The 23,588-nt window shown below is 68.5% G+C and carries 18 protein-coding genes and 1 pseudogene; 7 read left to right on the top strand and 12 right to left on the bottom strand.

Translation table 11 applies throughout. From position 1 onward, the window contains the following. Window positions 1–47: 47 nt before the first annotated feature. Window positions 48–701 carry an ArsR/SmtB family transcription factor gene (locus FHX82_RS34880; RefSeq protein WP_145933468.1) on the top strand — a complete coding sequence of 218 codons (654 nt, stop codon included), beginning with the start codon at window positions 48–50 and terminating at the stop codon, window positions 699–701. 36 nt (window positions 702–737) lie between these two features. Here FHX82_RS34880 and FHX82_RS34875 read toward each other — a convergent pair whose 3' ends face one another. From FHX82_RS34875 to FHX82_RS34860, 3 genes and pseudogenes are all read right to left on the bottom strand, one after another. Further along, window positions 738–1,160, bottom strand: coding sequence for a class I SAM-dependent methyltransferase (locus tag FHX82_RS34875; RefSeq protein WP_145933467.1), 423 nt, complete (start codon window positions 1,158–1,160; stop codon window positions 738–740). 826 nt (window positions 1,161–1,986) lie between these two features. Further along, window positions 1,987–2,451: a hypothetical protein gene (locus tag FHX82_RS38130; RefSeq protein ID WP_375791764.1), complete on the bottom strand. Its 465-nt coding sequence runs from the start codon at window positions 2,449–2,451 to the stop codon at window positions 1,987–1,989. Window positions 2,452–2,526: 75 nt separating this feature from the next. Beyond that, a pseudogene (locus FHX82_RS34860) lies at window positions 2,527–3,247 on the bottom strand (transposase family protein); the annotation flags it as partial. A gap of 307 nt (window positions 3,248–3,554) precedes the next feature. Between FHX82_RS34860 and FHX82_RS34855 the strand changes: the two are divergent. The 3 genes from FHX82_RS34855 to FHX82_RS34845 all read left to right on the top strand — a co-directional run bounded on the left by FHX82_RS34855 (window position 3,555) and on the right by FHX82_RS34845 (window position 11,164). Beyond that, window positions 3,555–6,386 carry a glycosyl hydrolase gene (locus FHX82_RS34855; protein ID WP_145933465.1) on the top strand — a complete coding sequence of 944 codons (2,832 nt, stop codon included), beginning with the start codon at window positions 3,555–3,557 and terminating at the stop codon, window positions 6,384–6,386. Window positions 6,387–6,456: 70 nt separating this feature from the next. Then, complete coding sequence (locus FHX82_RS34850) at window positions 6,457–7,098, top strand: TetR/AcrR family transcriptional regulator (protein WP_145933464.1); 642 nt, start codon at window positions 6,457–6,459, stop codon at window positions 7,096–7,098. A 679-nt stretch (window positions 7,099–7,777) separates the two neighbouring features. After that, the gene (locus FHX82_RS34845; protein WP_145933463.1) at window positions 7,778–11,164 is read left to right on the top strand and encodes a glycosyl hydrolase; all 3,387 of its coding nucleotides are present in this window, start codon (window positions 7,778–7,780) and stop codon (window positions 11,162–11,164) included. Between the two features lie 672 nt (window positions 11,165–11,836). Here the strand turns inward: FHX82_RS34845 and FHX82_RS34840 are convergent. The 5 genes from FHX82_RS34840 to FHX82_RS34820 form a co-directional block, all read right to left on the bottom strand. After that, complete coding sequence (locus tag FHX82_RS34840; protein ID WP_183177024.1) at window positions 11,837–11,980, bottom strand: hypothetical protein; 144 nt, start codon at window positions 11,978–11,980, stop codon at window positions 11,837–11,839. A 25-nt stretch (window positions 11,981–12,005) separates the two neighbouring features. Continuing rightward, complete coding sequence (locus FHX82_RS34835) at window positions 12,006–12,185, bottom strand: helix-turn-helix domain-containing protein (RefSeq protein ID WP_221216930.1); 180 nt, start codon at window positions 12,183–12,185, stop codon at window positions 12,006–12,008. A gap of 225 nt (window positions 12,186–12,410) precedes the next feature. Continuing rightward, window positions 12,411–13,346, bottom strand: a complete 936-nt coding sequence (locus FHX82_RS34830) for an NADP-dependent oxidoreductase (RefSeq protein ID WP_145933462.1) — start codon at window positions 13,344–13,346, stop codon at window positions 12,411–12,413. A gap of 53 nt (window positions 13,347–13,399) precedes the next feature. Beyond that, window positions 13,400–13,762 carry a hypothetical protein gene (locus FHX82_RS34825; RefSeq protein ID WP_145933461.1) on the bottom strand — a complete coding sequence of 121 codons (363 nt, stop codon included), beginning with the start codon at window positions 13,760–13,762 and terminating at the stop codon, window positions 13,400–13,402. Between the two features lie 95 nt (window positions 13,763–13,857). Beyond that, window positions 13,858–14,019, bottom strand: a complete 162-nt coding sequence (locus FHX82_RS34820; protein WP_183177023.1) for a hypothetical protein — start codon at window positions 14,017–14,019, stop codon at window positions 13,858–13,860. Between the two features lie 929 nt (window positions 14,020–14,948). Between FHX82_RS34820 and FHX82_RS34815 the strand changes: the two genes are divergently transcribed. From FHX82_RS34815 to FHX82_RS34805, 3 genes are all read left to right on the top strand, one after another. After that, window positions 14,949–16,013 (top strand): helix-turn-helix domain-containing protein, encoded by a 1,065-nt coding sequence (locus FHX82_RS34815; protein ID WP_145933460.1) that lies wholly within the window; start codon window positions 14,949–14,951, stop codon window positions 16,011–16,013. 132 nt (window positions 16,014–16,145) lie between these two features. Beyond that, window positions 16,146–17,090 carry an alpha/beta hydrolase gene (locus FHX82_RS34810; protein WP_145933459.1) on the top strand — a complete coding sequence of 315 codons (945 nt, stop codon included), beginning with the start codon at window positions 16,146–16,148 and terminating at the stop codon, window positions 17,088–17,090. A gap of 11 nt (window positions 17,091–17,101) precedes the next feature. Further along, on the top strand, window positions 17,102–18,700 hold the full coding sequence (locus FHX82_RS34805) for a flavin-containing monooxygenase (protein WP_145933458.1): 1,599 nt from the start codon (window positions 17,102–17,104) through the stop codon (window positions 18,698–18,700). 62 nt (window positions 18,701–18,762) lie between these two features. On the opposite strand, the gene FHX82_RS34800 is transcribed toward FHX82_RS34805, so the two are convergent. Genes FHX82_RS34800 through FHX82_RS34785 form a run of 4 tightly spaced genes read right to left on the bottom strand, consistent with a single transcriptional unit; the run spans window position 18,763 to window position 23,510 of the window. Beyond that, window positions 18,763–19,848 (bottom strand): acyl-CoA dehydrogenase family protein, encoded by a 1,086-nt coding sequence (locus tag FHX82_RS34800; protein ID WP_145933457.1) that lies wholly within the window; start codon window positions 19,846–19,848, stop codon window positions 18,763–18,765. Beyond that, window positions 19,845–20,969: an acyl-CoA dehydrogenase family protein gene (locus tag FHX82_RS34795; RefSeq protein ID WP_145933456.1), complete on the bottom strand. Its 1,125-nt coding sequence runs from the start codon at window positions 20,967–20,969 to the stop codon at window positions 19,845–19,847. Before FHX82_RS34795 ends, FHX82_RS34800 begins: the two co-directional genes overlap by 4 nt. Continuing rightward, entirely contained in the window at window positions 20,966–22,672 is a 1,707-nt protein-coding gene (locus FHX82_RS34790; RefSeq protein WP_145933455.1) for a thiolase C-terminal domain-containing protein, read from the bottom strand. Before FHX82_RS34790 ends, FHX82_RS34795 begins: the two co-directional genes overlap by 4 nt. Continuing rightward, window positions 22,665–23,510 (bottom strand): thioesterase family protein, encoded by an 846-nt coding sequence (locus FHX82_RS34785; RefSeq protein WP_183177022.1) that lies wholly within the window; start codon window positions 23,508–23,510, stop codon window positions 22,665–22,667. Before FHX82_RS34785 ends, FHX82_RS34790 begins: the two co-directional genes overlap by 8 nt. Window positions 23,511–23,588 lie beyond the last annotated feature (78 nt).

Raw genomic sequence — 23,588 nt, 5'->3', positions numbered from 1 at the left:
GGGACTACGCCTCTGTTCTACACTATTCCAGAGATGATTGGAGAAACATGGGTGACCGCGACGCGAAGAGTGCCTTGTTCGACCTGTTCGCTCAGGTCGGCAAGGCGATGAGCAGCGGCAAGCGCCTGGAACTACTCGACCTGCTCGCCCAGGGCGAGCGGACGGTGGAGGCACTCGCACGAGCCGCGGAACTCGGGCTGACCACGGCCTCGGCGCATCTGCAGACCCTCAAACGGGCCAACCTGGTGGCCACGCGCCGGGAGGGCACCAAGATCTACTACCGACTCGCCGGTGCCGATGTCGCCGCGCTCTACGCACTGGTGCGCAGCGTGGCCAGCGAACACCTGGCCGAGGTGCAGGCCGCCCGCGACGCCTACCTCGGACCGGACACCGACCAGGTCACCCGCGAGGAACTGCTGCGGCGCGTCGACTCGGGGCGGGCCATGGTGATCGATGTGCGGCCTGTCGAGGAGTACGTCGCCGGGCACATCCCCGGAGCGGTGTCGATTCCCGTGGAGCAGCTCGCGGAGAGGTTGGCCGAACTCCCGCTCGATCAGGAGATCGTCGCCTACTGCCGCGGCGCGTACTGCGTGCTCGCACATGACGCCGTGCGACTGCTCACCGCGCACGGACGAGCGGCCCGCCGGCTGGCCGACGGGATGCTCGAATGGCGGCTGGCCGACCTCCCGGTCGCCACCTGACCATGCCCGCCCGCGTCGCGCGGGAGACGTCGCTGCTCAGTCAGCGACACCGGTGGGTTTGCGCGCGCTGAGGCGTTCCACAGTGCCCGCCTTGAGGCGTTCCGCCCGTTCCACGATGAAGCCGGCTTCCTTCACCAGCGGTAGTGGTCGGCGGGTCTGATAGTCGCCCAGCATCCGAACCATCAGCTTCTCCAGCAGCCGGTGGCCCCACCAGATCAGCTTGTGGTGGCTGCCGATGTGATCGAGCAGGAGCAACCTGCCGCCGGGCCGCGCCACCCGGTACATCTCCGCGATGGCGACACGTTCATCGGGAAATCCGCACAGGCACAGCGTGCACACCACGGTAACGGCGGCGCCGGTCGAACCAGACAGCCGCGGAAAGTCGCAGTCAACCGCGGACGGAATTTCGATTGAATACTGTACGGACCTCGCCGGTGACTTACCGCGTACATTCCTCAAATCAACATTGCGAGTTCAACCGCAGACGAATACGAAGGACCAGGTCACGCACCCCCTCGTCGAGCCTGGAACCTGGTGTGAATGCAGGACGTGCCGCCCCGTGGACTCGAACGCACACCAGGAGCCCGTCGTCGGCTACCTCGCATCGACACGCGGCTGTTCGGGCGCGTATGACAGCTCCTCATGCAATCCCGCATGCAAACACAATGAATCGAACTTCATTACCCGTCGCATAATCTTTGCGGACTGTACGCCAGTTTCGCGCGAGCCGAATATATCACTTGCAATTGCGCTGGAATTCAAATATAGTTGCTCGCATGAACACGCATCCCGTCCATGGATGCCACGAAACGGCGCTCGAGTCCCCCTCGGACACAGTTTCGTGGCAACCGTGCCACATCTGACGTATCAGTGCCAGAAGGCACTTCAACACCACGCCGTGGCCTCTGAGCCGCGGCTTCGTGCTTTCCGGCGGTGGTCATCGTGACCGGCCCCGTCATCACTCCCCTGGCCGTCCCGTCCGCTGCTGCGCGGGCGAAGATCCCGATTCAGATAGCGGGCCGCCGGGTTCTGCCGCTACCGACCTTGCCGGCACCACGCACGAACGATGTCGTGTACGGACTGTCCAGGCTGGACTGCCGGGGCCGGATCGCTGATCGTGCCGTCGTCGCCGCGCTCGGCTGGCGCCCCGGCACCCTCCTGGGGGTGGAGCACCTGTGGCACATGCATGAATTCGATGATCGCATTCCCCTCGGGCGGCACCGTGAGTGGGAAAACGCCTTCGGGTTGCCGCGGTGGATCCCGGTTCCACCACTAGGGCCTGTCCTCAAAGCCAGATGAGCAGTGTGGCGAGGTCGATCATGCTCCGGTAGGAGGTGGTGGTCTTGTCGAAGCGGGTGGCGATGGCGCGGAACTGTTTGAGGCGGTTGAAGCAGCGTTCGACGATGTTGCGGCGCCGGTAGGCGACCTGGTCGAAGGCGGGTGGGCGGCCACCGGCCCGGCCGCGGCGCAGCCGGTTGGCTTGCTGGTCACGGCGTTCGGGGAATGGTCGCCGGGATGTGCCGTCGGCGCAGGTAAGAACGGACGGCTCGGCTGGAGTAGCCCTTGTCCGCCAGAATCCGGCTCGGCCGTAGGCGCAGCCGCCACCGCACACCGGCAGGTAGGAACACCGTTCGCTGAAACACTCTTCGGTGCGCTTGTACACGTTCATCTGGTCGTCGTATGCAGCCCTGTCATAGTCGTCCTCGAGCACCGACCCGACGGAGAACTCGGGACGCCCGACGAAGCTGATGCACTTGTAGATGCTTCCTTCGGGGCCTAAGGGACGTCTCGTAACTGGTGTTGTGGTTGGCGGGGCTGGTGTTGCGGTGAGGAGGATGTTGTGGAGCGGCGCGATTCCCGAGACTGTGTCGGCGAGGGTGCTCGCGGCGCGGCGGTAGTCGCGGAGGATTTTGGGGTTTTTTTATCCGGGACAGGACGTGCTCGACGCGAGCGCGGATCTTGGGGGTTTGTGGTAGGGCATGACGACGTCGGGATTGCCTTGGTATCCACCATCGGCCATGACCGGCCGGTCGGCGAGTTGCTCGGCGATGCCGGAAGTCGCGGTAAACGGTGCAGTCGTTGCGGCTGCCCGGTTGGGGGTCACCGGTGGCGATCACCAGCCGGGTGTTGGCGTCGATGGCCTGCACGTTGGTCGAGTAGCGGTAGTTCTTCGACGGGGTGGCCGGCCAGTGATCCCGGGTGGGGACCAGGGTGCCGTCCACGATCGCCACGGAGTCGACGCGGCGTTTACGGACCGGGGCCAGCGCCAGCAGCGGTCCGATTGGGTCAATGACCCGATGCGCCGAGGAATGCGCCACCCCGAACACGGCCCCGATCTGCCGCATCGTCAGATTCGTCCGCCAGTAGATCGCGACCAGCCGCACCCGGTCGGCCAGCGGCAACGCCCAGGGCCGGTCCGGGCGCCCGTCCGCGCTCTTGTCACCGCCCCGCTTCGCGACCAGCCGCACCAGTTTCCGGAACTGTCCCGGCTCCAGACCGGTGAACAGGGCAATCCACTCCGCCCGAGACGCCGTGATCGCCTGCACCACAACAACATGATCAACTATCCGCCGGGCTGGACCGACACCGGGTTACGAGACATCCCTTAGCCCGACAACGTCCGCAGGCCGGTCCGAGAATGCCGCGGCCCTGCCCCGACCCCGACCCCGGGCCGGGCAGTCCAGCAACCGACCGACGCGCCCACAGAGATGTGGCCCACATCACCGCTCAAAAACCTGGTGTATCCGTTTTTCGTCCTCGACCATGTTCCCACCGCCCGGAAAACGTTCGGCGGATCAGCAGACCTGACGATTGAAACGATTTAATCCACTGGTACTCAACGGAGAGGCCCCCATGTCCAGCACCCCATCGCGCAGACGCTTCCTGCAGGCAGCCGGGGCGGTCGTCGCCGCCGGGACGTTCGGTGGCACCGCATTCAGCAGCGCCGTCGCGGCGGCGGGCAACGGCAACGGCGTGCCGGCCTGGTTCCGCAACCCCGCCCTCGTCGCGCGTCCGAAGTTCCGGTGGTGGTGGCCTGGCGCGCTGGTCGACAACACCGAGATCGCCGCCGAGGTCGAGGCGATGGCGGACGCCGGTTTCGGTGGCTTCGAGATCGCGGACGTGTGGGACAGCGTCAGCGGCACCGGCGACGAGACGATCGACCCGGTGCGGTACGGCTGGGGCACGCCCCGCTGGAACTCCGCTGTCGTCACCGCACTGCGCACCGCGAAGAAACGGGGCCTGACCGCGGATCTGACGATCGGCCCGCACTGGCCGTCCGCGATCCCCGGGCTGACCCCGGACGGCAAAGGTTCCGCGAAAGAACTCATCCACGGGGTGGCGGCTGTCGCCGCCGGTGCCACTTTCGACAGCGCGCTACCGGCCCCCGCCAAGGCTCCCAGCGGCGTCACGACCGGCAATCCGAGCCCCGTCGTCACACCGGTACTGCACGCCGTCCTTGCCGCGCGCCTACAGGAAGGCAGCACGGTGGCAGACGAAGTGATCAAGTTGGACGAGAGGTCGGTGACGAACCTGACGTCCACTGTAGACAACGGCAGGCTGCGTTGGACCGCGCCGCAGGGCGGCTCGTGGGCGTTGGTCGCGCTGTGGACCCGGGGTACCGGCCAGATCGTGAACATGTACGACGCCAAGAAAACCGGCGACGCATCGCCGGTGACCTCGCCGCAGTCCTACGTCGTGGACCATTTCGGGCCGGACGGCGCGCGAGCCGTCATCGACTACTGGGACAGGGACCTGCTGACGGCCGAGATCCGAGGTCTGCTCCGCCAGGTCGGCGGGGCCGTCTTCGAGGACTCGCTGGAACTCAAGACCACCGCGCACTGGACACCCAGCCTGCCCGCCGAATTCGCCCGGCGGCGCGGTTACGACCTCACGCCGTACCTCCCGCTGCTGATCGGGACGTCGTTCTCCTACGGCGACACGGTGACCAGCCGGGTGCGCTTCGACTACCAGCAGACGCTCAGCGATCTGTTCCTCGACAATCGCGTGCTCAAGCTCAAGGCGTGGTGCAACTCCCTGGGGCTGCAGTTCCGCAACCAGCCCTACGGCGCCAGCGTCGACTCGATCCTCGCGGCCGCACGCACCGACATACCCGAAGGGGAGTCCCTGGGCTTCAGCGACCTCGACAGCTTCCGCGCACTGGCCGGTGGTGGCGCCCTGGGCGGACGGCCCCTCCTGTCGGACGAAGCAGGGGCCTTTTTCAACGGCGCATACAACACCACCTGGAAGAAACTCGCCACCACACTGGGCGCCAACTACGCGGCCGGGGTGAACCAGGCCGTCATCCACGGTTTCGCCTACTCCGACGCGCCCGGCGCGCAATGGCCCGGCTTCGCCGCGTTCAGCCCGCTGTTCGGCGGTTCGATCAGCTTCGCCGAAGCCTGGGGGCCACGTCAGCCGTCCTGGACCCACGCCACCGACGTCTCCGCATACCTCGGGCGTCTCCAAGCCGTCCTGCGCACCGGCACACCCCGCGTCGACATCGCCATCTATCACCAGGAGTTCAACGCGTCCGCCGACGCGCCCTTTTTCACCGACACCGGACTTCGCCGCGCGGGCTACGCCTACCAGTTCCTCAGCCACGGCGCGCTGGCACTCCCCCAAGCCCGGGTCAGCAACAAAGTACTCGTTCCGGGCGGACCCGCGTACCGCGCGCTCGTGCTGAACAACCAGACTACGATGCCGGTGACCACCGCGAAGACACTGCTGGACTTCGCACGCCGCGGCCTGACCGTCGTCGTCATCGGCGACATCCCGGCCGCAACGCCCGGCTACTACCGGGCAGCATCGGAAGACGAGGAACTCGCCGATGTCATCCGCCAGCTCCTCGCCCAGCGGACCGTCCTCAAGGTGTCCACAGAGGCCGATGTCGCCGCCGCGCTGTCCCGCGCGGGAATAGTCCCCGACTTTCACCCCAGCTCTGGGACCGACCTGTTGTCGGTGCACCGCGCCGACGGCGCGACCCACTACTACTACTTGCACAACGCGGGCGCCGCGGCGACCAACCAGACCGTGTCACTGGCCGGCAGCGGCGTCGTCTACCGATACGACCCGTGGACAGGCGACGCGGCGGCACTCCCGAGCACCCGGGCGAACGGACGGACACAGGTATCCGTCCAATTGGTACCGGACGAAGCGACGGTGCTCGTCGTGCGCCCCGCCGGGCAGGCCGGACCGGTGCAGACCGACTCGGGACCTTCACTCACCCTCACCTCCTGGTCACTCCAGGTCGAGGACTGGCGACCCGGTGCCACGGCCACACAGACGACGAAGACCGTGCACGATCTCCAGCTCACGCAACTCACCGCCTGGAGCTCCCTCGACGAGCTCGCGGACGTGTCGGGCATCGGCACCTACACCACCACGTTCCCACTGCCATCGACCTTCACGCGCGCCGCCGGCGTTCGGCTGAGCCTTGGTGCCGTCTTCGATACCGCCCGCGTGACGCTCAACGGTGAGCTACTGCCACCGGTCAACGTGTTCAATCCGGTGCTCGATCTCGGAAACCGGCTCCGGAACGGGAAGAACACGCTCGTGATCCAGGTCGGCACCACCCTCAACAACCGGCTCCGGGTCAGCAGGCCGGACCTCTTCGGCGGTAACGCGCGCCAGGACTACGGGTTGCTGGGCCCGGTCACCCTCGTGCCCTACAACCGCACGACCTGACCCACCGGGCCTCTCACCCTCGCCCTCGCCGGTCCGGCGAGGGTGAGAGGCCCCGCGCTACCGTGTCCCCATGGTCAGCCGAGGGCGCCGGGGCGCGTACAAGGTGGGAGTCGTCCGCCGGGCCAAAATCGTCGAAACCGCGGCGGACCGGTTCGCCCGGGACGGCTACCGCCGCACGTCGATGGCACAGATCGCCGAAGACGCCGAAATCACCGACAGCGGCCTGCTGCACCACTTTCCCAGCAAGCAGCACCTGCTCCTGGCTGTCGTGCAACACCGCATGTCCGACGCGGACCAATGGTGGGAACAGGCCGACCCCCAGGCCGGCGCGGTCGCGACGCTGGCAAGGATGGTCGAAGCCACCCGCCGGTACCTCAGCCGGCCCGGGCTGATCGAGCTCTTCGTGCACCTGATGTCCGAGGCGGCCGAGCCATCCAGCGCTGCGCACACCCTCTACTCGCGACAGTACGAGAACGTGGTGGCAGCCATCGCCGAGCGCTTCCGCTTCAGCGTGAGCACCGGTGACGTGCACGCGGATCTCGACTGCGATGCCCTGGCGAGGGAATGCATCGCGGTCAGCGACGGACTGCAGCTGCAATGGGTCCTCACCGAGGGCCGGCTCGATCTCGCCGGCGCCATCCGCAGCCACGCCGATCGGCTGGCACGCAGCATCACCACGGACGGCAGCGGACTGCCGTCCGAGCACAGCTGAGCCTGCGCCCGGAAACCGGACACCTCCCCGGCAGCCGGCGGCAGGTTCGCGTACCAGCGATCACTGTTCGCGGCGTGCGGCACATCGATCGCCTCCGGGCTCTGGGTGCCGAGTCCGACGGTTCGGCGAAATCGCAGCCAAGCGTGGGTGTCCTGGCATCTCAGATCGCGGGGAGGTCGCTGTGAACGGTGGTTGAGTTCCGGATCCTGAACCGATTCCGGCGCGCGAAGGCGACGTTTGGCGCTTGACAACGATCGCGTGCGCGTTGAAGACTGGGTGCGCCAGCTTGAAACGTTTAAATCCTTGCGTCCTCAACGGAGAGGCCAGTGACCGCGTACGGCACGAACGATGCTGCACCGCATCGGCGGAAGGCGCGCCAACCCGCTCTCGCGGATCCATGGCCGCAAGCGCAGCCGGGCGACGGCAGCAAATCTGGTGCACCACGCGTCCGTCCCCACCCTCGTGTCGTCGACGGCCGATCAATGCCCGCAAGCGATGCGTGGGCGCTGCTCGCGGCTGGCGCTCTAGGCGTCGCCACGGGGAAAAGTCCTCTGTCTGCCTGACTGAGCGGCGATCCGCCCCTCGGTGCAGCCATGCGCGCGGGTGGCGGCCGCGCCGTCGACAGTGACGTTCGGACACAGAAGCAAGAACCGTTCCCCGCCTTGTCCCAGGAGGACTGATGGAAAACAGCAGACCCGGTTTCGACCGGCGAGATTTCCTCAAGATCAGCGGTGGTGCCGGCATGGCGCTGGCACTCTCAGGTGTGGTCGGCGCCGGCTCTGCCGCTGCTTCGCCGGCGAGCATCGCCGACAGGTTCATCCAGGCGCAGCACGCCCTGTTGGACAATCCCGAGGGCAAGTACCGGCCGGGCACGAGGTGGTGGCTGGCCGAAGGGCTGCACACCGACGCGACCATCAAGGCCGACATGAAGACCCTGCACGACATGGGTATCGGCTCGGTGGAGATCGTCTGCATGCCCGAGCCCAATGTGGACAGCAACCTCAGCGACACGGTCTTCGTCACCAACACCACGGGAAAGACTCCCCAGCAGATCTACAGCTGGGGGTCCGACGAGTGGAAGAACGACACGAAGCTCATCATCCAGGAAGCCAACAAGTACGGCATGGGCTTCTCCATGACCAGCGGTACGCACTGGGCGAACGCGAACCTGCCCATCGAGAACCTGAAGTTCGACGACGACGGAGCCGGCAAGGCACTGGGCTACGCCATCCAGACCGCCACCGGCGGGACCGCGTTCAGCGGCACGCTGAAGCGCTCCGCGATGACAGTGGCCGGACCCGTACGCCAGGACCTGATCGCTGTGGTCGCGATACAACGGGCGGAGAACAACACCGGCACGGTCACCGCTGACGGCAGCATCTCCGGCACCATGAGCTACACCGACAAGTCGGTGGTACTGACCGGAAACGTCACCCTCAACGGCGCCCCGGTCACCCAGAGCACGATGAAGGACCCCACCGGCAAAGCCGCCTACTCCCTGAACTGGACGCCGCCTGCGGACACCGGAACCTGGGACGTCTACGCGTTCTGGATGCAGGCCACCGGCCAGGCACCGACGCCCTCGGCCACGCAGAACGTGACGATCAACTACATCGACCCGGCCGGCATGCAGGACTTCATCGACTACTACCGGAACGAGGTGTTCAACGACCACGAGCTGAAGACCGCCATCATCGAAAACGGTCGCGGCGAGATGTACATGGACTCACTGGAAATCTCCACCAGCAACTCCAACGGCGGTGAATTCTGGGGCTCCACGCTCCTGAGCGAGTTCCGGAAACGCCGTGGGTACAGCCTCGAACCGTATCTGCCGCACATCATCCGGCTGGGTTCCCGGGCACGGGACACTTCGTTCGCGACCACCGGCTCCGACCAGGTGCGGGTGAACAAGGTTCGCAACGACTTCTTCCAGACGATCACCGAAATGTACACCGACAACGTTCTCAAGCCGTTGCGGGCCTACCTGCACGACGAGATGAACATGAAGTTGCGGGCGGAGATCTCCTACGGCGTGAACTACGAGATCACCACGCCGGCCCAAGCGGTGGACTACGTGGAGACCGAATCACTCGAGTTCGGGAACCAGCTGGACGCGCACCGGTCACTGGCGGGCGCCGCTCACACTCACGGGCTGCGTTACTCCAGCGAGACCGGGGCGATCAGCGGGAACAACTACACCTGGCCGCAGGACCGGTTCATGCAGATCATGAACACCCAGTTCGCCTCCGGGATCAGCCACACCGTGTTCCACGGCTACTCCAGCATTTCGGGCGCCGACTCCAGTAACCCGTCGGACCCCTGGAACGGCACGTACTGGCCGGGCCACGAAGGCATGTACGCCCGGTTCTCGGAACGGTGGGGTCCGCGCCAGCCGGAGTCCACGCAGTACGCCGACTACATGGCGATGATCGCCCGGACCCAAGCGGTGCTGCAACAGGGCAAGCCGCAGATCGACCTGGCGGTGTTGCGCACCGACTACGCCTACAACAACGGTGCGCCCGCGATCGACAACATGCGGCACCGCAAGGCGGCGTACTTCAAGGATCTGGAACTGCAGGACAACGGCTACACCTACGACTACTTCGCGCCGGAAATCCTGGAAGGCCGGAGTGTCCGTTACAGCAGAACCGAGGGCTTGATTCCCGAAAACGTCGGATACCAGGCAGTCGTCATCTACCAGGACTCCATCCGGCTGAAGAGCGCCCAGGCAGTCTACGACCTGGCCCGGCAGGGGCTGCCCGTGGTCATCGTCAACGGTTTGACCGAGACGTTGAGCTCGACCAGGAACTACCTGAACGCCCAGGCGGCAGTCCACACCCTCGGCAACGAAGGCACCGACGCGGACCTGGCCAAGGTGATGGCGCGCCTGGAAAAACTTCCGAACGTGAGAATGGTCAACGCGAACGTCCCGCAGAGCGCGACGGTACCCGATCCGGGAGCCGCGGACTACGAGACGACGTACTACTACGGCAAGACCGGCGTGTACGGCGCTCTGCAGCGACTCGGGGTACGCCCCCGAGCTGAATACGCGAAGCCGAACCAGACCGTCCTGACGGCCATGCGCAGGACCCAGGACACGGTGTACCTGTGGGCGTACAACTACATGGACAAGCGGGGCGACTACAACAACACGCCGATCGACGCCAAAACCGCCACGACGACCATCAGTGTCGACGCGGTCGGCAAACCCCATCGCATCAACACCTGGTCAGGCGACATCGAGGCACTGGCCACGTACACCACCTCCGGCGGACGGACCTCGTTCGACGTGACTCTCGCGCCCGGAGAAACCACGGTGATCGCACTGGACCTCAGAACCAAGACTGCCGCCCCCCTGCGAAGCACCAACGCGCCGCAGAGCGTCGTGACCGCCGACGGCGCGGCCCTCCTCGCCACTGAATCGGGCACGTACACCGCCACACTGGCCAACGGCTCCACCGTGACCAAGAAGATCACCGTACCGGCCGACGTCGACCTGACCGACGCACCATGGAACCTCATACTCAACAGCTGGACACCGGGCGACAAGAAGACCCTGACCGAAGTTCGTCAGGGTTACACCACCAAGGAGGTCTACTACACGACGAAGAAGACCGACATCGACGTGGGCACGACCAGGCTCATCCCCTGGAACGAAATGACGTTCACCGCCCAGGATCCGGCGTCGGTATCGGGTGTCGGCACATACACCACCACATTCGGTTTGCCCCGCACGTGGAACGCTTCCCACGGTGCCTACCTGAACATCGGCTCCACCGGCGGCGCACTGGCCCAGGTCTGGGTCAACGGGCAGAAGATCCCCGGCTACGACTTCATCACCGGACGCATCGATGTCAGCTCCGCCCTGAAAGCCGGCACCAACACGATCAAGCTCGAAGTATCGAGCTCGCTGCGCAACCAGATGAGGGCGCTGGGCTACCCCAACCTGCCCGCCGCCAACACCGTCGCCGGGGCAGTGGCACCCTACGGCCTGCAAGGCACCATCACACTCGAGACCTTCGCCATCGAAGTGGTCGAGGCTCACCCCCACAAGGACGGGCGGTGATCGTCCCACCGCCCTGATCGCCACGACCAAAGGGGTGGGTCCCGCCGCTCACCAACGGCGGGACCCACCCCCTGCGGATACGCGCAAACCCCTGGTCAAGGCGATCTCCGGCCGCCACAGCTTTCCCTCGGACGCTGTGCGGGGCAGTACCGCGTCGTCCCCCCGGCGAGATTCGGCACGTCCCGGCGAGAGCTCAACGCCATCGCGCCGTCGTTTGACGAACCCGGCCCCGCCGGATCAGGGTCGAGTCCAGTCCGGACGTGACCGCTGCGCCCGCTGCGGCGTCCGAGTGGTTCCTGGCGATGGTGACGGAGTTCTGCACCCCGAACGGCGCCGGCGTCCAGGCACGTGCCGCACAGCTCCAAGCGGTGATCCGCTGAGAGCGCGGGACCGGCCGGGGCTGGGAAGGGCCTGAACTCGGAACCCAGGACCGGCACCGCCAGGCTGGCCCGAGTGCGGGGCTGCGGCGGGTCTGGTCCTTGCTCGGTGAGCATGGGTGGCCCCGACGGGTCCTACCTGACCTTGCCCATAGCGGGTCGACACACTCGCCGAGGACCACGGCTATTTCTACCAGTGCGCCGACTCAGCAGCTTCCGAGCCGAGCGTATTCGGTGCTGCCTCGGGGCATGGAGAAGGCGGCGCCGGAAACCGGCGCCGCCCTGGGGTGGATCGTCAGGGGGTGACGATCACCTTGATGCGACCGATGTTCTCGACCTGCCAGAAGGGGCCACTGCTGCCCTCGCGGTTGGATTCGACCTTGAGACCGGCCGTGTAGGTGCCGGGCTCGCTGTAGGTGACGGTGTGCTGTACTCGCACCTTCGTGCCCGGCGATGCCAGCACCTCACGGGAGAACGTGCCGGTCCCTTCGGGATCCCATCCGGCCGGCCCGCTGCGCGATGTCCTTCATCGTGGCGGCCCGGTACCCCGAGGCAGCGAACAGCTCCGCGGTCGCGTCGAGGATGTGCTCCACGCGCCCAGCGGTCTTCGCGTAGGGACCTCGCACCTGATTGCCTGCTGTCACCCCGAAAGGATACCGCCGGAAGGCCGCCAGTTCGCCAAAAGGTGAACCGCGTTTCAGCTTTCGGGTGTCGCCGCCCGTTGGGCGCGCTGGGGGCGGCGGCGGGGCGGACCAGGACCGTGCCCGGGTCTTGCGTTCCACGACGGTGATGAGCGCGTCCGAACGGCCGGTCGTGGACCTCGACCGGGATCTCCATCTTGTTCTTCTCCGTGCGACGAGCCGCACCGCTCAGAACCGCAGCACGATCCGGCCCCGCACCCCGCCCCGCGCCAGCTCGTCGTGCGCCGCGCTCGCCTCCGCCGCGTCCCGCACGCGTGTGTCGAGCGGGCGCAGCGCCCCGGCGGCGGCCAGGTCGCGCACCCGCTCCAGCAGGTCGCTGCGGCCGCGATCGCGGGTGACGAGCACGTGGTGCCGTTCGATCCCGCGACCCGGCGAAGTCCGCCGGGGCCGCACGCAGGCCAGGGCCCCGCCGTCCCGGATCGCGGCGTCCACCAGCTCGTCCTGCACCGCGCAGTCGACGAGCCCGTCCACCCCGTCAGGCTGGACGGCGCGCAGGTGCGCGGCGACCGCATCCCCGCGCTCTACGACGTGGTCGGCGCCCAGCGCCCGCACCCGCTCGGCGTCCGCGGGCGCGGCGTCGGCGAGGACCACCAGCCCTGCCGCGCGGGCGAGCTGGACCACCAGCCCGCCCACCGCCCCGGCCGCTCCCGTCACCCCGAGCGTCGCGCCCTTCTCAAGGCCAAGTGCCTCCAGTGCGAGCGCCGCCGTCATCCCGTTCATCGGCAGGGTCGCTGCGCCGGCGAAGTCGAGGTCCGCCGGGATCACGACCGCCTGCTCCGCGGGCACGACGACCTGTTCCGCGTAGGCCCCGGTCGGCGAGTCGAACGGCGAGACGATCGCCATGACGCGGTCACCGGGGGCGAAGGGCACGCCCTCACCGGCCGCGCCGACGGTGCCCGCCGCCTCCATACCCGGGACGTGCGGCGGCGTCCGGGTGCCTAGGGCATCGGACCGGGCTCCCGCCCGGAACACGAGGTCGGCCGGGTTGACCGTCGCGGCCGCCACCCGGATCCGGATCTCGCCGGGACCGACCGCGGGGACCGGGAGGTCGAAGGCCCGCAGGACCTCAGGCCCTCCGAAAGTGTCCAGACCGATGGCGCGCATGGCCCCGGCTCCTCTCTGTAGATCTGTCAGATCTGTGAGATCTGTTGCGAAGACTAGGACTCGACACCGGCGAAGGCCCGCTCGGCCACCCTGGCGTCCCAGTATTCCCGCCGGAGCGTCACCTTGTCGTCCCGCGCCTTCACCACGCACATAGTGGTGGTCGTAGGCGCCACCGTTGCCGCGCAGCACCGAACGGCCCGTCCACTCCACGAAGTAGTTCTCCTCCTCGTCGGTGGCGAACGCCTCGACGTCACGTGCGGTGAAGCACTCGAAGGGCCGGGCATGTTCGGCATCCCACCGACGATGGCCTCCTTCCCGACGTACGACGCCGGGAAGCCCGCGGGTACGAACGGCCGCTCCGTCATGGCGTCGGTGAGCTCGTGCACCTTTTGCTTGCCGTCCACGGTGATCGTCATCGATCCGTCCTTTCGGGAGGGTGTTCAGCGCGGGAGGACGCGGGCACGGAACCCCCGCGCCCCCGGTACTTTCCGAACGAGACGCCAGCCCCTCGCTACACCTGGCGGAGGCTCACGGTCTCGTCGATCCACCGCAGGGCCCGGGCGAAGAACTCCGGGGCGTTCGGCGCGAGGTCGAGGTCGTGCCCGCTGCCAGCCAGGGCGAACGGCGTGACCGAGCGCGCGACGGGATACCGCGGTCTCTCGGCAAGGGCCACTCCCCCGGCGGTCGCGCACGGCCCGATGGCGCAATGGAAGATGCGCTCCCCCACTGCCCTGCGCGAGCAGCACCGGCGCCACGCTCAGGTCGGACTGCACGCCCGCCATGGCGGTCGGGAAGGTCGCGAGCTCGCCGGGCGGTGAGCCGCTCGAACGTGATGGTCACCCGACCGTGGGCGTTCATGAAGTCCGCTAGGAATTCCGCTTGACCGGAAAGTCCCAGTAGCTCGAGTCGTACGTCGCGCCGGGCACGAGTAGCGGCGCCAGATCCGGGGTGTCACCGCCAGGTACGCAGAGCCGGACGGCCACCGCCTGGGCCGTGGGCAGGCCGGGCGCGAGCGCTACCGGAACCCGGTCATCCCCCACGTTCGTGCGGCGGCCTCCGTGCCGGGTGGCCGTACGGCCGCGACGGTCGCCAGCAGCACAGCTGCCGCACCGACCATACGTCGAATCCTCGGCCTGACTGCCTCCATCGTCGTCGGCCGGCCGGTCCAGAACCGTGAGGACACTTTGTCACCCAGTGACGGTCAGTCCAGGGCCACGTCTACGGTTTCGATCGGTTCACCCGCGACGCGATCCGGGTCGTCGCATCGTTCATGCGCGGGAACGCGGCAACCGGGTTTCGCACACCGGAAAACCACGCGGTGCAGCGCAATCCGCCGATCGATCCGCCCGGCCCGGCGCCGCGGCCTCGTCGCTGCGTGTGCCCGCCTTACTGGTGCGCGGCGGCGAATCCGGCGTACTGAGCACGGATGACGCGGCACGCTTCCTGGAACTGGTCCCCCACGCCGTTTTCGACACGGTACTCGACCACCAGGTTATTGAACACTGCGTCACGCGCTGACACCTCTTATACCAAAGACCGCCGCGGGCTATCGTCGAAGCGACGCGTGATGCCGGTGACTGCCACGACGAGGTGGAGGCCCCCATGAGCTCAGAGGACCCCGGTGTGCTGCGGATCGTGGATCATTTCGACCGGCTGCTCGAAGAATGCGCCGATCTCGCGACGGTGATCCGCGAAACCGCGGAATTCGGCGGTTGTGCCGTCGGTTTCCGCTTAGCCGAACAGGTACTGTGCAGCGAATCAGCACCCCGCGCGCGGCAGGCCGGGCCCGCCGAGACGATCACACACCGATTGCCGTCCGGCGCCGAGGTGTGGTTGACGCGCGGCGGCCGCGTTTCGGCGCTGGACGCGGTGTTGCTCGACCGGCTCGCCGCGACATGCCGGATCGTGCTCGGCCGCGCCCGGTGGGAGCCACCGGTCCTCGGCGACCCGGCGCTGGTCGAGCTCGTCGTCAACGGGACCGCTGACGAGGTGGACCGCTCGCGCGCGCTGAAGCTGCTCGGCTACGAACCGTCGGCGCCGCTCCGTGTGCTGGCGATGATGGCCGACGAGAAGAGCGCCCACACGGTCGCGGAACGCCTCGGTGGCCGTACCGGCGGGACTCACCTCGCCGGGCTCGGCCGGCTGCACATTCTGACCACCCCGCTCGAGGTGCCCGCCGACCTGGCGGTCCCCGTCGGTACGCACATCGCGGTGGGGCCCCGGCTCGCGGGCCTCGAAGCCCCGCGGTCCTGGCGTGCGGCACGCGCTCTGCTGAGGTTCACGCTCCCCAGCACCCACGAGTCGCCGCCCTATTCACCGGAGGAAGCGGTGATCACCGATATCGACGACGTCGGCTGCTTCACGCTGCTGGCTCGTTACCTGCCCGTCGAAGCGATCTCGGAGGCCGGCGAGGTGCCGGTGCTGGACGCGCTCGCCGCGGAGCCCGGCGGGGACGAGATGCTGCGCCTGCTGGAGGTGGTGGCCGCGACCGAGTCGTTGCGGAAGGCCGCGGCCATGCTGCACCTGCACCACAACTCGGTGCGGCTGCGCGTCGGCCGGGCCCAGCGCATGCTCGGGTTCGATGTCACCGCACCCTACGGGCGGGTCCGCCTCATGCTCGCGCTCGTCCTCCGCAGGCTCCGCGACTCCGAAGCACCGCCGCTGTGACGGTCCGATTGGCGCGCAGATCCCCTGCAGAGCGGACCAGCTGTCCAGTGACTGGCGTCACAGGTCGTCTCATGCTGGATCTTACCCGGCTCGACGACGCACCGGGGAACGCAGCAGAGAATGAGGAAACCTATGGCACTGGACGAGGCAACACAGTCGTTCCTCGCGCAGATGTCCGCCGCGGGCGGCAGTCCCCTCCACGAACTCGACCCGGTCACCGCGCGGAAGGCCAGCGCGCTGCCGGAGGAGCTGATGGGAGCCGGGCCCGAAATGGCGCGGACCGAGGAGAGGACACTGGCCACCGCCGACGGCGGCGTGCTCGGGATACGCGTCCTGGTACCCGGCGACTCGCCCGCCGGCGTCGTCGTCTACTACCACGGCGGCGGCTGGGTGATCGGCGACATCGACCAGTTCGACACCCTCGGCAAGGTACTCGCGGACCGGACCGGCTGCGCCGTCGTTCTGGTGAACTACCGCAAAGCCCCCGAACACCCCTACCCCGCCGCCGTCGAGGACGCCTGGCAGGCCCTGAACTGGGCACACGACAATCTCGCCTCGACCGCGGGACGCACCCTGCCGCTGATCGTCGCCGGAGACTCCGCGGGCGGCAACCTCGCGGCGGTGATGGCACAGCGAGCCGCGACACGGAACGGCCCGGACATCGCGCTCCAGGTGTTGATCTATCCGGTCACCGACGCCGACTTCGACCGTCCCTCGTACGTGGACCCGCAGAACCAGCTGTTGCTCAGCCGCGACACCATGATCTGGTTCTGGAACCACTACGCCGAGCCCGCTCGCCGCACCGAACCCGAAGTGAGCCCGCTGCGCGCCGACGACCTGTCCGGGCTACCGCCCGCGGTGGTGATCACCGCCGAACACGACCCGCTCCGTGACGAAGGCCAGGCTTACGCCGCGGCGCTGGAAGCCGCCGGGGTGCCGGTGCACCACCGGCAGTTCGCCGGGCAGATGCACGGCTTCTTCACGATGGTCAACATCCTGCCGGGCAGCGCGGCCGGCATCGACTTCGTCGCCACGGAGATCACCGGGCACCTGCGCGACGACACCGCCGGACGCTGAGGGGAGACAAGATGACCGACTACGACTTCGACGCTTGTGTGATCGGGGCCGGGTTCGCCGGCATGTACATGCTCAAACGGCTGCGCGACGCCGGTTTCACCACCCACGTCTTCGAAACCGGCGACGACGTCGGCGGCACCTGGTACTGGAACCGCTACCCCGGCGCCCGTTGCGATGTGGAGAGCCTCTACTACTGCTACAGCTTCGACGAGGAACTGCAGCAGGAATGGGAATGGAGCGAGCGCTACCCGGCGCAGGAGGAGATCCTGCGCTACTGCCGGCACGTCGCCGACCGCTACAACCTGCGCGCCGACATCTCCTTCTCCACCACTGTCGAATCCGCCGTCTACAGCGACGACACCGGCCTGTGGACGGTGCGCACCACGACCGGCGGGGAGGTCACCGCGCGTTACCTCATCAGCGCCGTCGGCTGCCTCTCCGCAGCCAGGGTGCCTGAGTTTCCCGGGCTGGACGCCTTCCGCGGCGAGACCTACCACACCGGACGATGGCCGCACGAGGGCGTCGACTTCACCGGCAAGCGCGTCGCCGTCGTCGGCACCGGCTCATCGGGCATCCAGGCCATTCCGGCCATCGCGCGCAACGCCGAAGACGTGACCGTTTTCCAGCGGACGCCCAACTACAGCATCCCGGCGCGGAACCGCCCGCTGGATCCGGCCGAGCAGGCGAAGGTGAAGGCGGACTACCCACGATTGCGCGCCGAAGCCCGGATGAGCTCGTCCGGCGTGCTCGCCGAGACCACTGGCAAGGGTGTGTTCGCCGTGCCCGAAGACGAGCGCCGCGCCGAGCTGGACCGGCGCTGGGAGAACGGCGGGGCGGCCTTCGTCGCCGCGTTCACCGACACCATGCTGGACGTGGAGGCCAACGAGGTTTCGGCGGACTACGTGCGCGGCAAGATCCGGGAGATCGTGCGGGACCCGGAGACCGCGGAGAAGCTCAGCCCGCGGGACTACCCCCTCGGCGCGAAGCGCATCTGCGTCGATACCGACTACTACGCCACCTACAACCGTCCCAACGTCCATCTCGTCGACCTGCGTACGGACCCGCTCGAAACCATCACCCGCACTGGAATCCGCGCGGGCGGCACCGAGTACGAGTTCGACGCGATCGTGTTCGCCACCGGCTACGACGCCATGACCGGCCCGCTCAACCGCATCGACATCCGCGGCACCGACGGACAACCGCTGCGTGACAAGTGGTCGGCCGGGCCGCGGACCTACCTCGGGGTGGCCACCGCCGGTTTCCCGAACCTGTTCATCATCACCGGGCCCGGCAGCCCTTCCGTGCTGAGCAACATGATCGTGTCGATCGAGCAGCACGTCGACTGGATCGCCGACTACCTCGAATACCTGCGGGACAAGGGTTTCACCCGGGCCGAGGCCGCCAAGGACGCCGAGGACCAGTGGGTCGGCCACGTCAACGAGGTCGCCTCCGCGACGCTCTACCCGAAGGCCGCGTCCTGGTACCTCGGTGCGAACGTTCCGGGCAAGCCGCGCGTGTTCATGCCCTACCTCGGCGGCGTGGACGTCTACCGCGGCATCTGCGACGACGTGGCGGGCAGTGGCTACAAGGGATTCCTGCTCCAGGCTTGACCCCGCCGGGGAGACGGGGCGGGTGACCCGCTGCCCGCCCCGTCTCCCCAGCGCCGAGACGCTCAGACTCCGAGCAGGCGGCCGAGCGTCTCGGCGTGGCGGGCGGGGTCGCCGAGCAGCCGCTCGCTACTCAACGCCCGCCGCAGGTAGAGGTGCGCCCGGTGCTCCCAGGTGAACCCGACGCCACCGTGGATCTGGATGCTGTCCAGGCACGTGGTCAGGAACGCGTTCGTCGCGCTGCTGCCCGCCAGCGCCGCCGCGAGTTCCAGCGCGTCCGGCCGCACGTCCGCGACCTTCGCCGCGTAGTCGACCGCCGCCCGCGCGCACCGCAGCCGCACCAGCAACTCGGCGCACTTGTGCTTGATGGCCTGGAAGCTCCCGATGGGACGGCCGAACTGCACCCGGTCGAGCGAGTACTCGACCGTCATCTCCAGCACGCGCTCGCCGGCGCCGGCCTGCTCGGCGGCCAGTACGACCGTCGCGAGGCGGCGAACGTCCCGCAGTACCCCGGTCGCGGCACCCGGTGTGCCGAAGGGGCGTGCCGGAACGCCGTCCAGCTCCAGCGCCGCATGCGGCCGCGTCCAGTCCAGACCCGACAGTGCTGTCCGCCCGACATCGGCCGAGCGGGTGTCGACGAGGTACAGGCTGCTGTCGGCGGGCACCACGACGAAATCAGCGGTGGCACCGTCGAGCACCGCATCCATACTGCCACTGAGCCGGACTTCACCGTCCACAATGGTCTTATCGCACGGCTGCCAGGCCACTGCCGCCGTCGTGGTCCCGCGCGCGAGGCCGGGCAGAACCTCCGCACACACCTCGTCGTCACCCGACACCAGTAGCGTGTTGGCGGCGAGCACGACACTGGCGAAGTACGGGGAGGCCAGCAGCGCGCGGCCCATCTCGCTCGCGGCAACCGCTTGCTCGGTGACGCCGAACCCCGCTCCCCCGTACCGTTCCGGGAGCGCCAGCGCGGCCAGTTCGAGCTGGTCGCACGCCAAGCGCCACACCTTCGCGTCGTAGGGCGTCGGCTCGCCGGGAACCGTGACGGGCGCGTGCTTGTCCAGGAACCCGCGCACGATCTGCGCCAGTTCGGCGAGCTCGGGGGTGGTGCGGAAGTCCACCGACTCCTCGACCGACAGTTCGTTCATCGGGTGGCCTTCCGTTCCCTCGGCATCCCCAGCACGCGCTCGGCCAGGATGTTGAGGATGATTTCCGATGTCCCCGCGGCGATGGTCGAACCCCGCGAACGCAGGTACTCCCACACCGCGGGCGGGAGTGCCTCCCCTTCCCACGCTTGCGGGCCGTCGAGCTGGTAGCCGAGCCGCGCGGCGCGTTGCCTGCCCCGGCTCCAGCCGAGCTTGAGCAGGGACGGCTCGGCGCCGGGAGCGGTTCCGGCCTCAGCGTCCGCGAGCAGGCGCAACGCGACGAGGTGAAGCAGTTGTCCTTCCTCGAAGCAGCCGATGAGCTCGTCCCGTTCCTGGGCTCGCAGCGTGCGTCCGCGTGCCTTCCCTGCGAGCGTGCCGATCGAGGCGACGAGCTCACTGATGAGGCCGACGGTGTTCGCGCGTTCGTGGCCGAGCGTGGTGTTCGCGACCTTCCAGCCCTGCCCGGCGGGGCCGAGCCGGTCCGCCTCGGTCAGCTCGACGTCATCGAAGAACAGCTCGCCGAACTCGCTGTCCCCGGTCAGCTGCCGCAGTCCGCGCACCGTGACGCCGGGCCGGTCGAGTGGCACCAGGAAACACGTGATGCCCAGGTCTTCCTCCCCATCGACGGCTCTCGCCAGCAGCGCGCACCAAGTCGCGTCCGTCGCCGAGGAGGTCCACACCTTCTGGCCACGCAGCCGCCAGCCGCCACCTGTCCGCACCGCCTTGCTGCGCAGGTCGCGCAGGTCCGACCCGGCCTCGGGCTCGCTGAAGCCCTGGCACCAGATCTCCGCGCCGGACAGGATCGACGGCAGGTGCGCGCGCTGCTCGTCGGTGCCCCAGTGGGCGATGGTCGGCCCGATGTTGTTGACCCCCAGCACCCCGGCGATCGAGGGCGCCCCGCGCCGGGCGGCCAGCGCCTCGCACGCCACCCGCGCCCGGATGTCGAGGCCGCGGCCACCGTCCCGCTCGGGCCACGAGAGCCCGACCCACCGGTGGTCCGCCATGAGCCGCTGCCACGCGCGTTTCGTCTCGAAGGCCTTGACGTCCGGGTGCTCCGCGAGGAACGGGCCCAGCTCGCGGTCGAGGAACTCCCCGAACCGCACGGCTTCTCGTTCGTCCGTCATGTCGCCTTCCGCAGGAGAATCGCCCCGGACGGGACGCCACCACCGTTGGTCACCACCGCGACGCGCGCGTCCGGCACCTGCCGGTCACCGGCCTCGCCGCGCAGTTGCAGCATCGCCTCGCGGGTGAAGCCGTAGCCGTGCATCCGGCCGGCGGACAGCTGGCCGCCGTGCGGGTTGAGCGGTAGCTCCCCGTCGAGGGCGATCGTCTTGCCGCCCGCGATGAAGTCCGTGGCCTCGCCGAGTCCGCAGAAGCCCAGTCGTTCCAGCCAGGACAGGGCGTTGAACGTGAAGCCGTCGTAGAGCAACGCGACGTCGACATCGGCGGGCGTGAGGTCCGTGCGGGTCCACAGGTGCGCCGACGGCCCGAGTGCCTGTGGCAGGTGGGTCAGCGTGTCCTGATCCCACGACAGCCGCTCCAGCACCTTCGTCCCGACCGCTTCGACGAGCACCGGCCTCGACGGCAGGTCCGCGACCGTGTCGATCGCCGAGACGACGACCGCGATGGCCCCGTCCACCGGAACGTCGCAGTCATACAGCCCGAAGGGGGTGCTGATCATCCGTGCGGACAGGTAGTCGTCCATCGTGAGCGGGTCGCGGAACACCGCGTCCGGGTTGCGGCGTGCACCGTTCCGCGCCGTAACCGCGATCGCGCCCAGCGCCTCGCGCCCGACGCCATAGCGGTGCAGGTAATGCGAAGCGTGCATGCCGATCCATTGCGCGGCCGACGAGGCACCGAAGGGCAGCCGCCACTCGTAGGTGCCGGTGGCCCGCGCCACCGGGGTCTCCCAGGCGCCGGAGCGTTGCATCGCGGTGAGGGAAGATTCCCACACCGTCCGGAAGCACAGGACGTGCCGGCACAAGCCGGACGCGACGGCGAGCATCGCGGTGATGATCGACCCGGACTGCCCCGGCACCTCACCCGCGCCGTTGAGCCACGTCGGCCGGATCTGCAGCGCCTCCGAGACTGCCATGACGCCGCCCTCGGTCAGCCCGGCGTAGGGCGAGATGCCCGGGTACGTGGACAGGCCGTCGATGTCGTCGAGCTCGAGCCCGGCGTCGGCCACCGCAGCGCGGCACGCCTCGACGGTGAGCGCGAGTGGGTCGGCCATGAGCCTGCGTCCGGTACGGGACTGGGCGACCCCGGTGAGCGCGACCTTGTCCTCGAACCGCTTCGGCTTCGGGAGCCTGCGCAGCTCGGCCGAGACGTCGCGCGGTTCCGGCAGCGGGCCGGGATCCAAGCGCTCCGGGTCGGGTTCGAACAGCGGCAGCCAGATGCCGCCATGCTGTTCGAACCGGACGCGCACGCGCATCCCGATCCGCACGTCCTCCGGCGCACAGCCCACGACGTTGGTGGTGAGCCTGGCCGCGTCGTCCTCCGCCAGCGCGACGATCGCGACGGCGTAGGGCGGGGGGAACGCGGGCAACCACGGCTGGTGGGTAACGGTCACCGCCACGACGGTCGCCCGGCCGGAGACCGGGTCGAGGGCGACGTCGTCGCTGCGGCAGTGCACGCAGATCGGCAGCGGCGGATGGAACCAGCGCCCGCAGGCGTGGCAGTGCTTGACCCGCAGCGTCCCGTCCGCGCCGGAGGCCCAGAACCCGGCGCTCTCCAGCGACGGCTGGGGCAGTGGTTTCGCCGGTGGTTCCGCCCCGTCCGGTCGTGACCCCCGCACTGGTCGCGAGGTGTCCGCAGGCTCAGCCATCGTCTTCCCCGGTCCGCTTAGGCCCGATCGAGACGTGCTGCTGGACGTCCGCCCGCCGCCTGCCCGACGCGTCGAGCAACGACGCCGACGCCAGCCCGACGCGCTCGCCGGCCTGCCGGCCGACCCGCAGCAGCTGCCACGCGTCGCCGGCCGGGTCGTGTTCACCGGTCCCCCACCAGCGCAGGCTGAGATCAAGACTGAACGACCGGCTCCGGTCGGCCCGCGCCGACTCCACGACGGACTCGGCGAGGTGCGCGTCGGCGAGCATCACGTCACACGCCTGCCGGGCGAGCAACGAGCTCATCTGCCACGGGTCCCGGAGCTTGATCCACAGCTCCACGTCACCTTCGAGCGTGGTGAATCCCGGACGGTCGCCGGGGAAGTTGACCACGCTGCGCGCGTAGGCCGCATCGAACGCGTTCTTGGTGTCCCGCCAGCTGGGGACCGGTTCGGCCGGCGGGCGGACCGGGCTTCCGTGGCGCGATCCCGGCGGCAGTCGGTCGGGCCGGACGAACCAGGCGGACAACGCGACGCGGCTCTCACCGTCCTGCGTCAGGTGGGCGCACACGACGCTGCTCGCCCGGCCGACGCGCGCGTCGGTCGTCTCGACCCGGTAGGGCCCGACAGTGCAAGGCGAGATGAAGACGAGGTTCGCGGAGAGGACCGCGCTGTTCTCCGGCGCGAACGACGCCGCACCCAGCAAGGTCGCGGCGGCACTGTAACCGCCGAACATGCGGCCGGCGAACCCCCAGAACGCCGGGGCCTCGCCGAGGACCACGCCGTCGGCGGTCCGCTGCCGGAAGTGCTCGGCCAGCTCGCCGGTGAGCGATGCAGACAAGGAGAACTCCATTCGTCGCGCGCGATACAGTGCATCAATCATTACACACACTGTACAGGGCTCGAAACGTTTGACGGT

Origin of the sequence: Amycolatopsis bartoniae, from assembly GCF_014191255.1 — a bacterium.
In the GTDB taxonomy this organism is placed as follows: Bacteria; Actinomycetota; Actinomycetes; order Mycobacteriales; family Pseudonocardiaceae; genus Amycolatopsis_E; species Amycolatopsis_E bartoniae.
The sequence above is the reverse complement of the archived record's forward strand: the minus strand, read 5'-3'. Positions and strand labels throughout refer to the sequence as shown.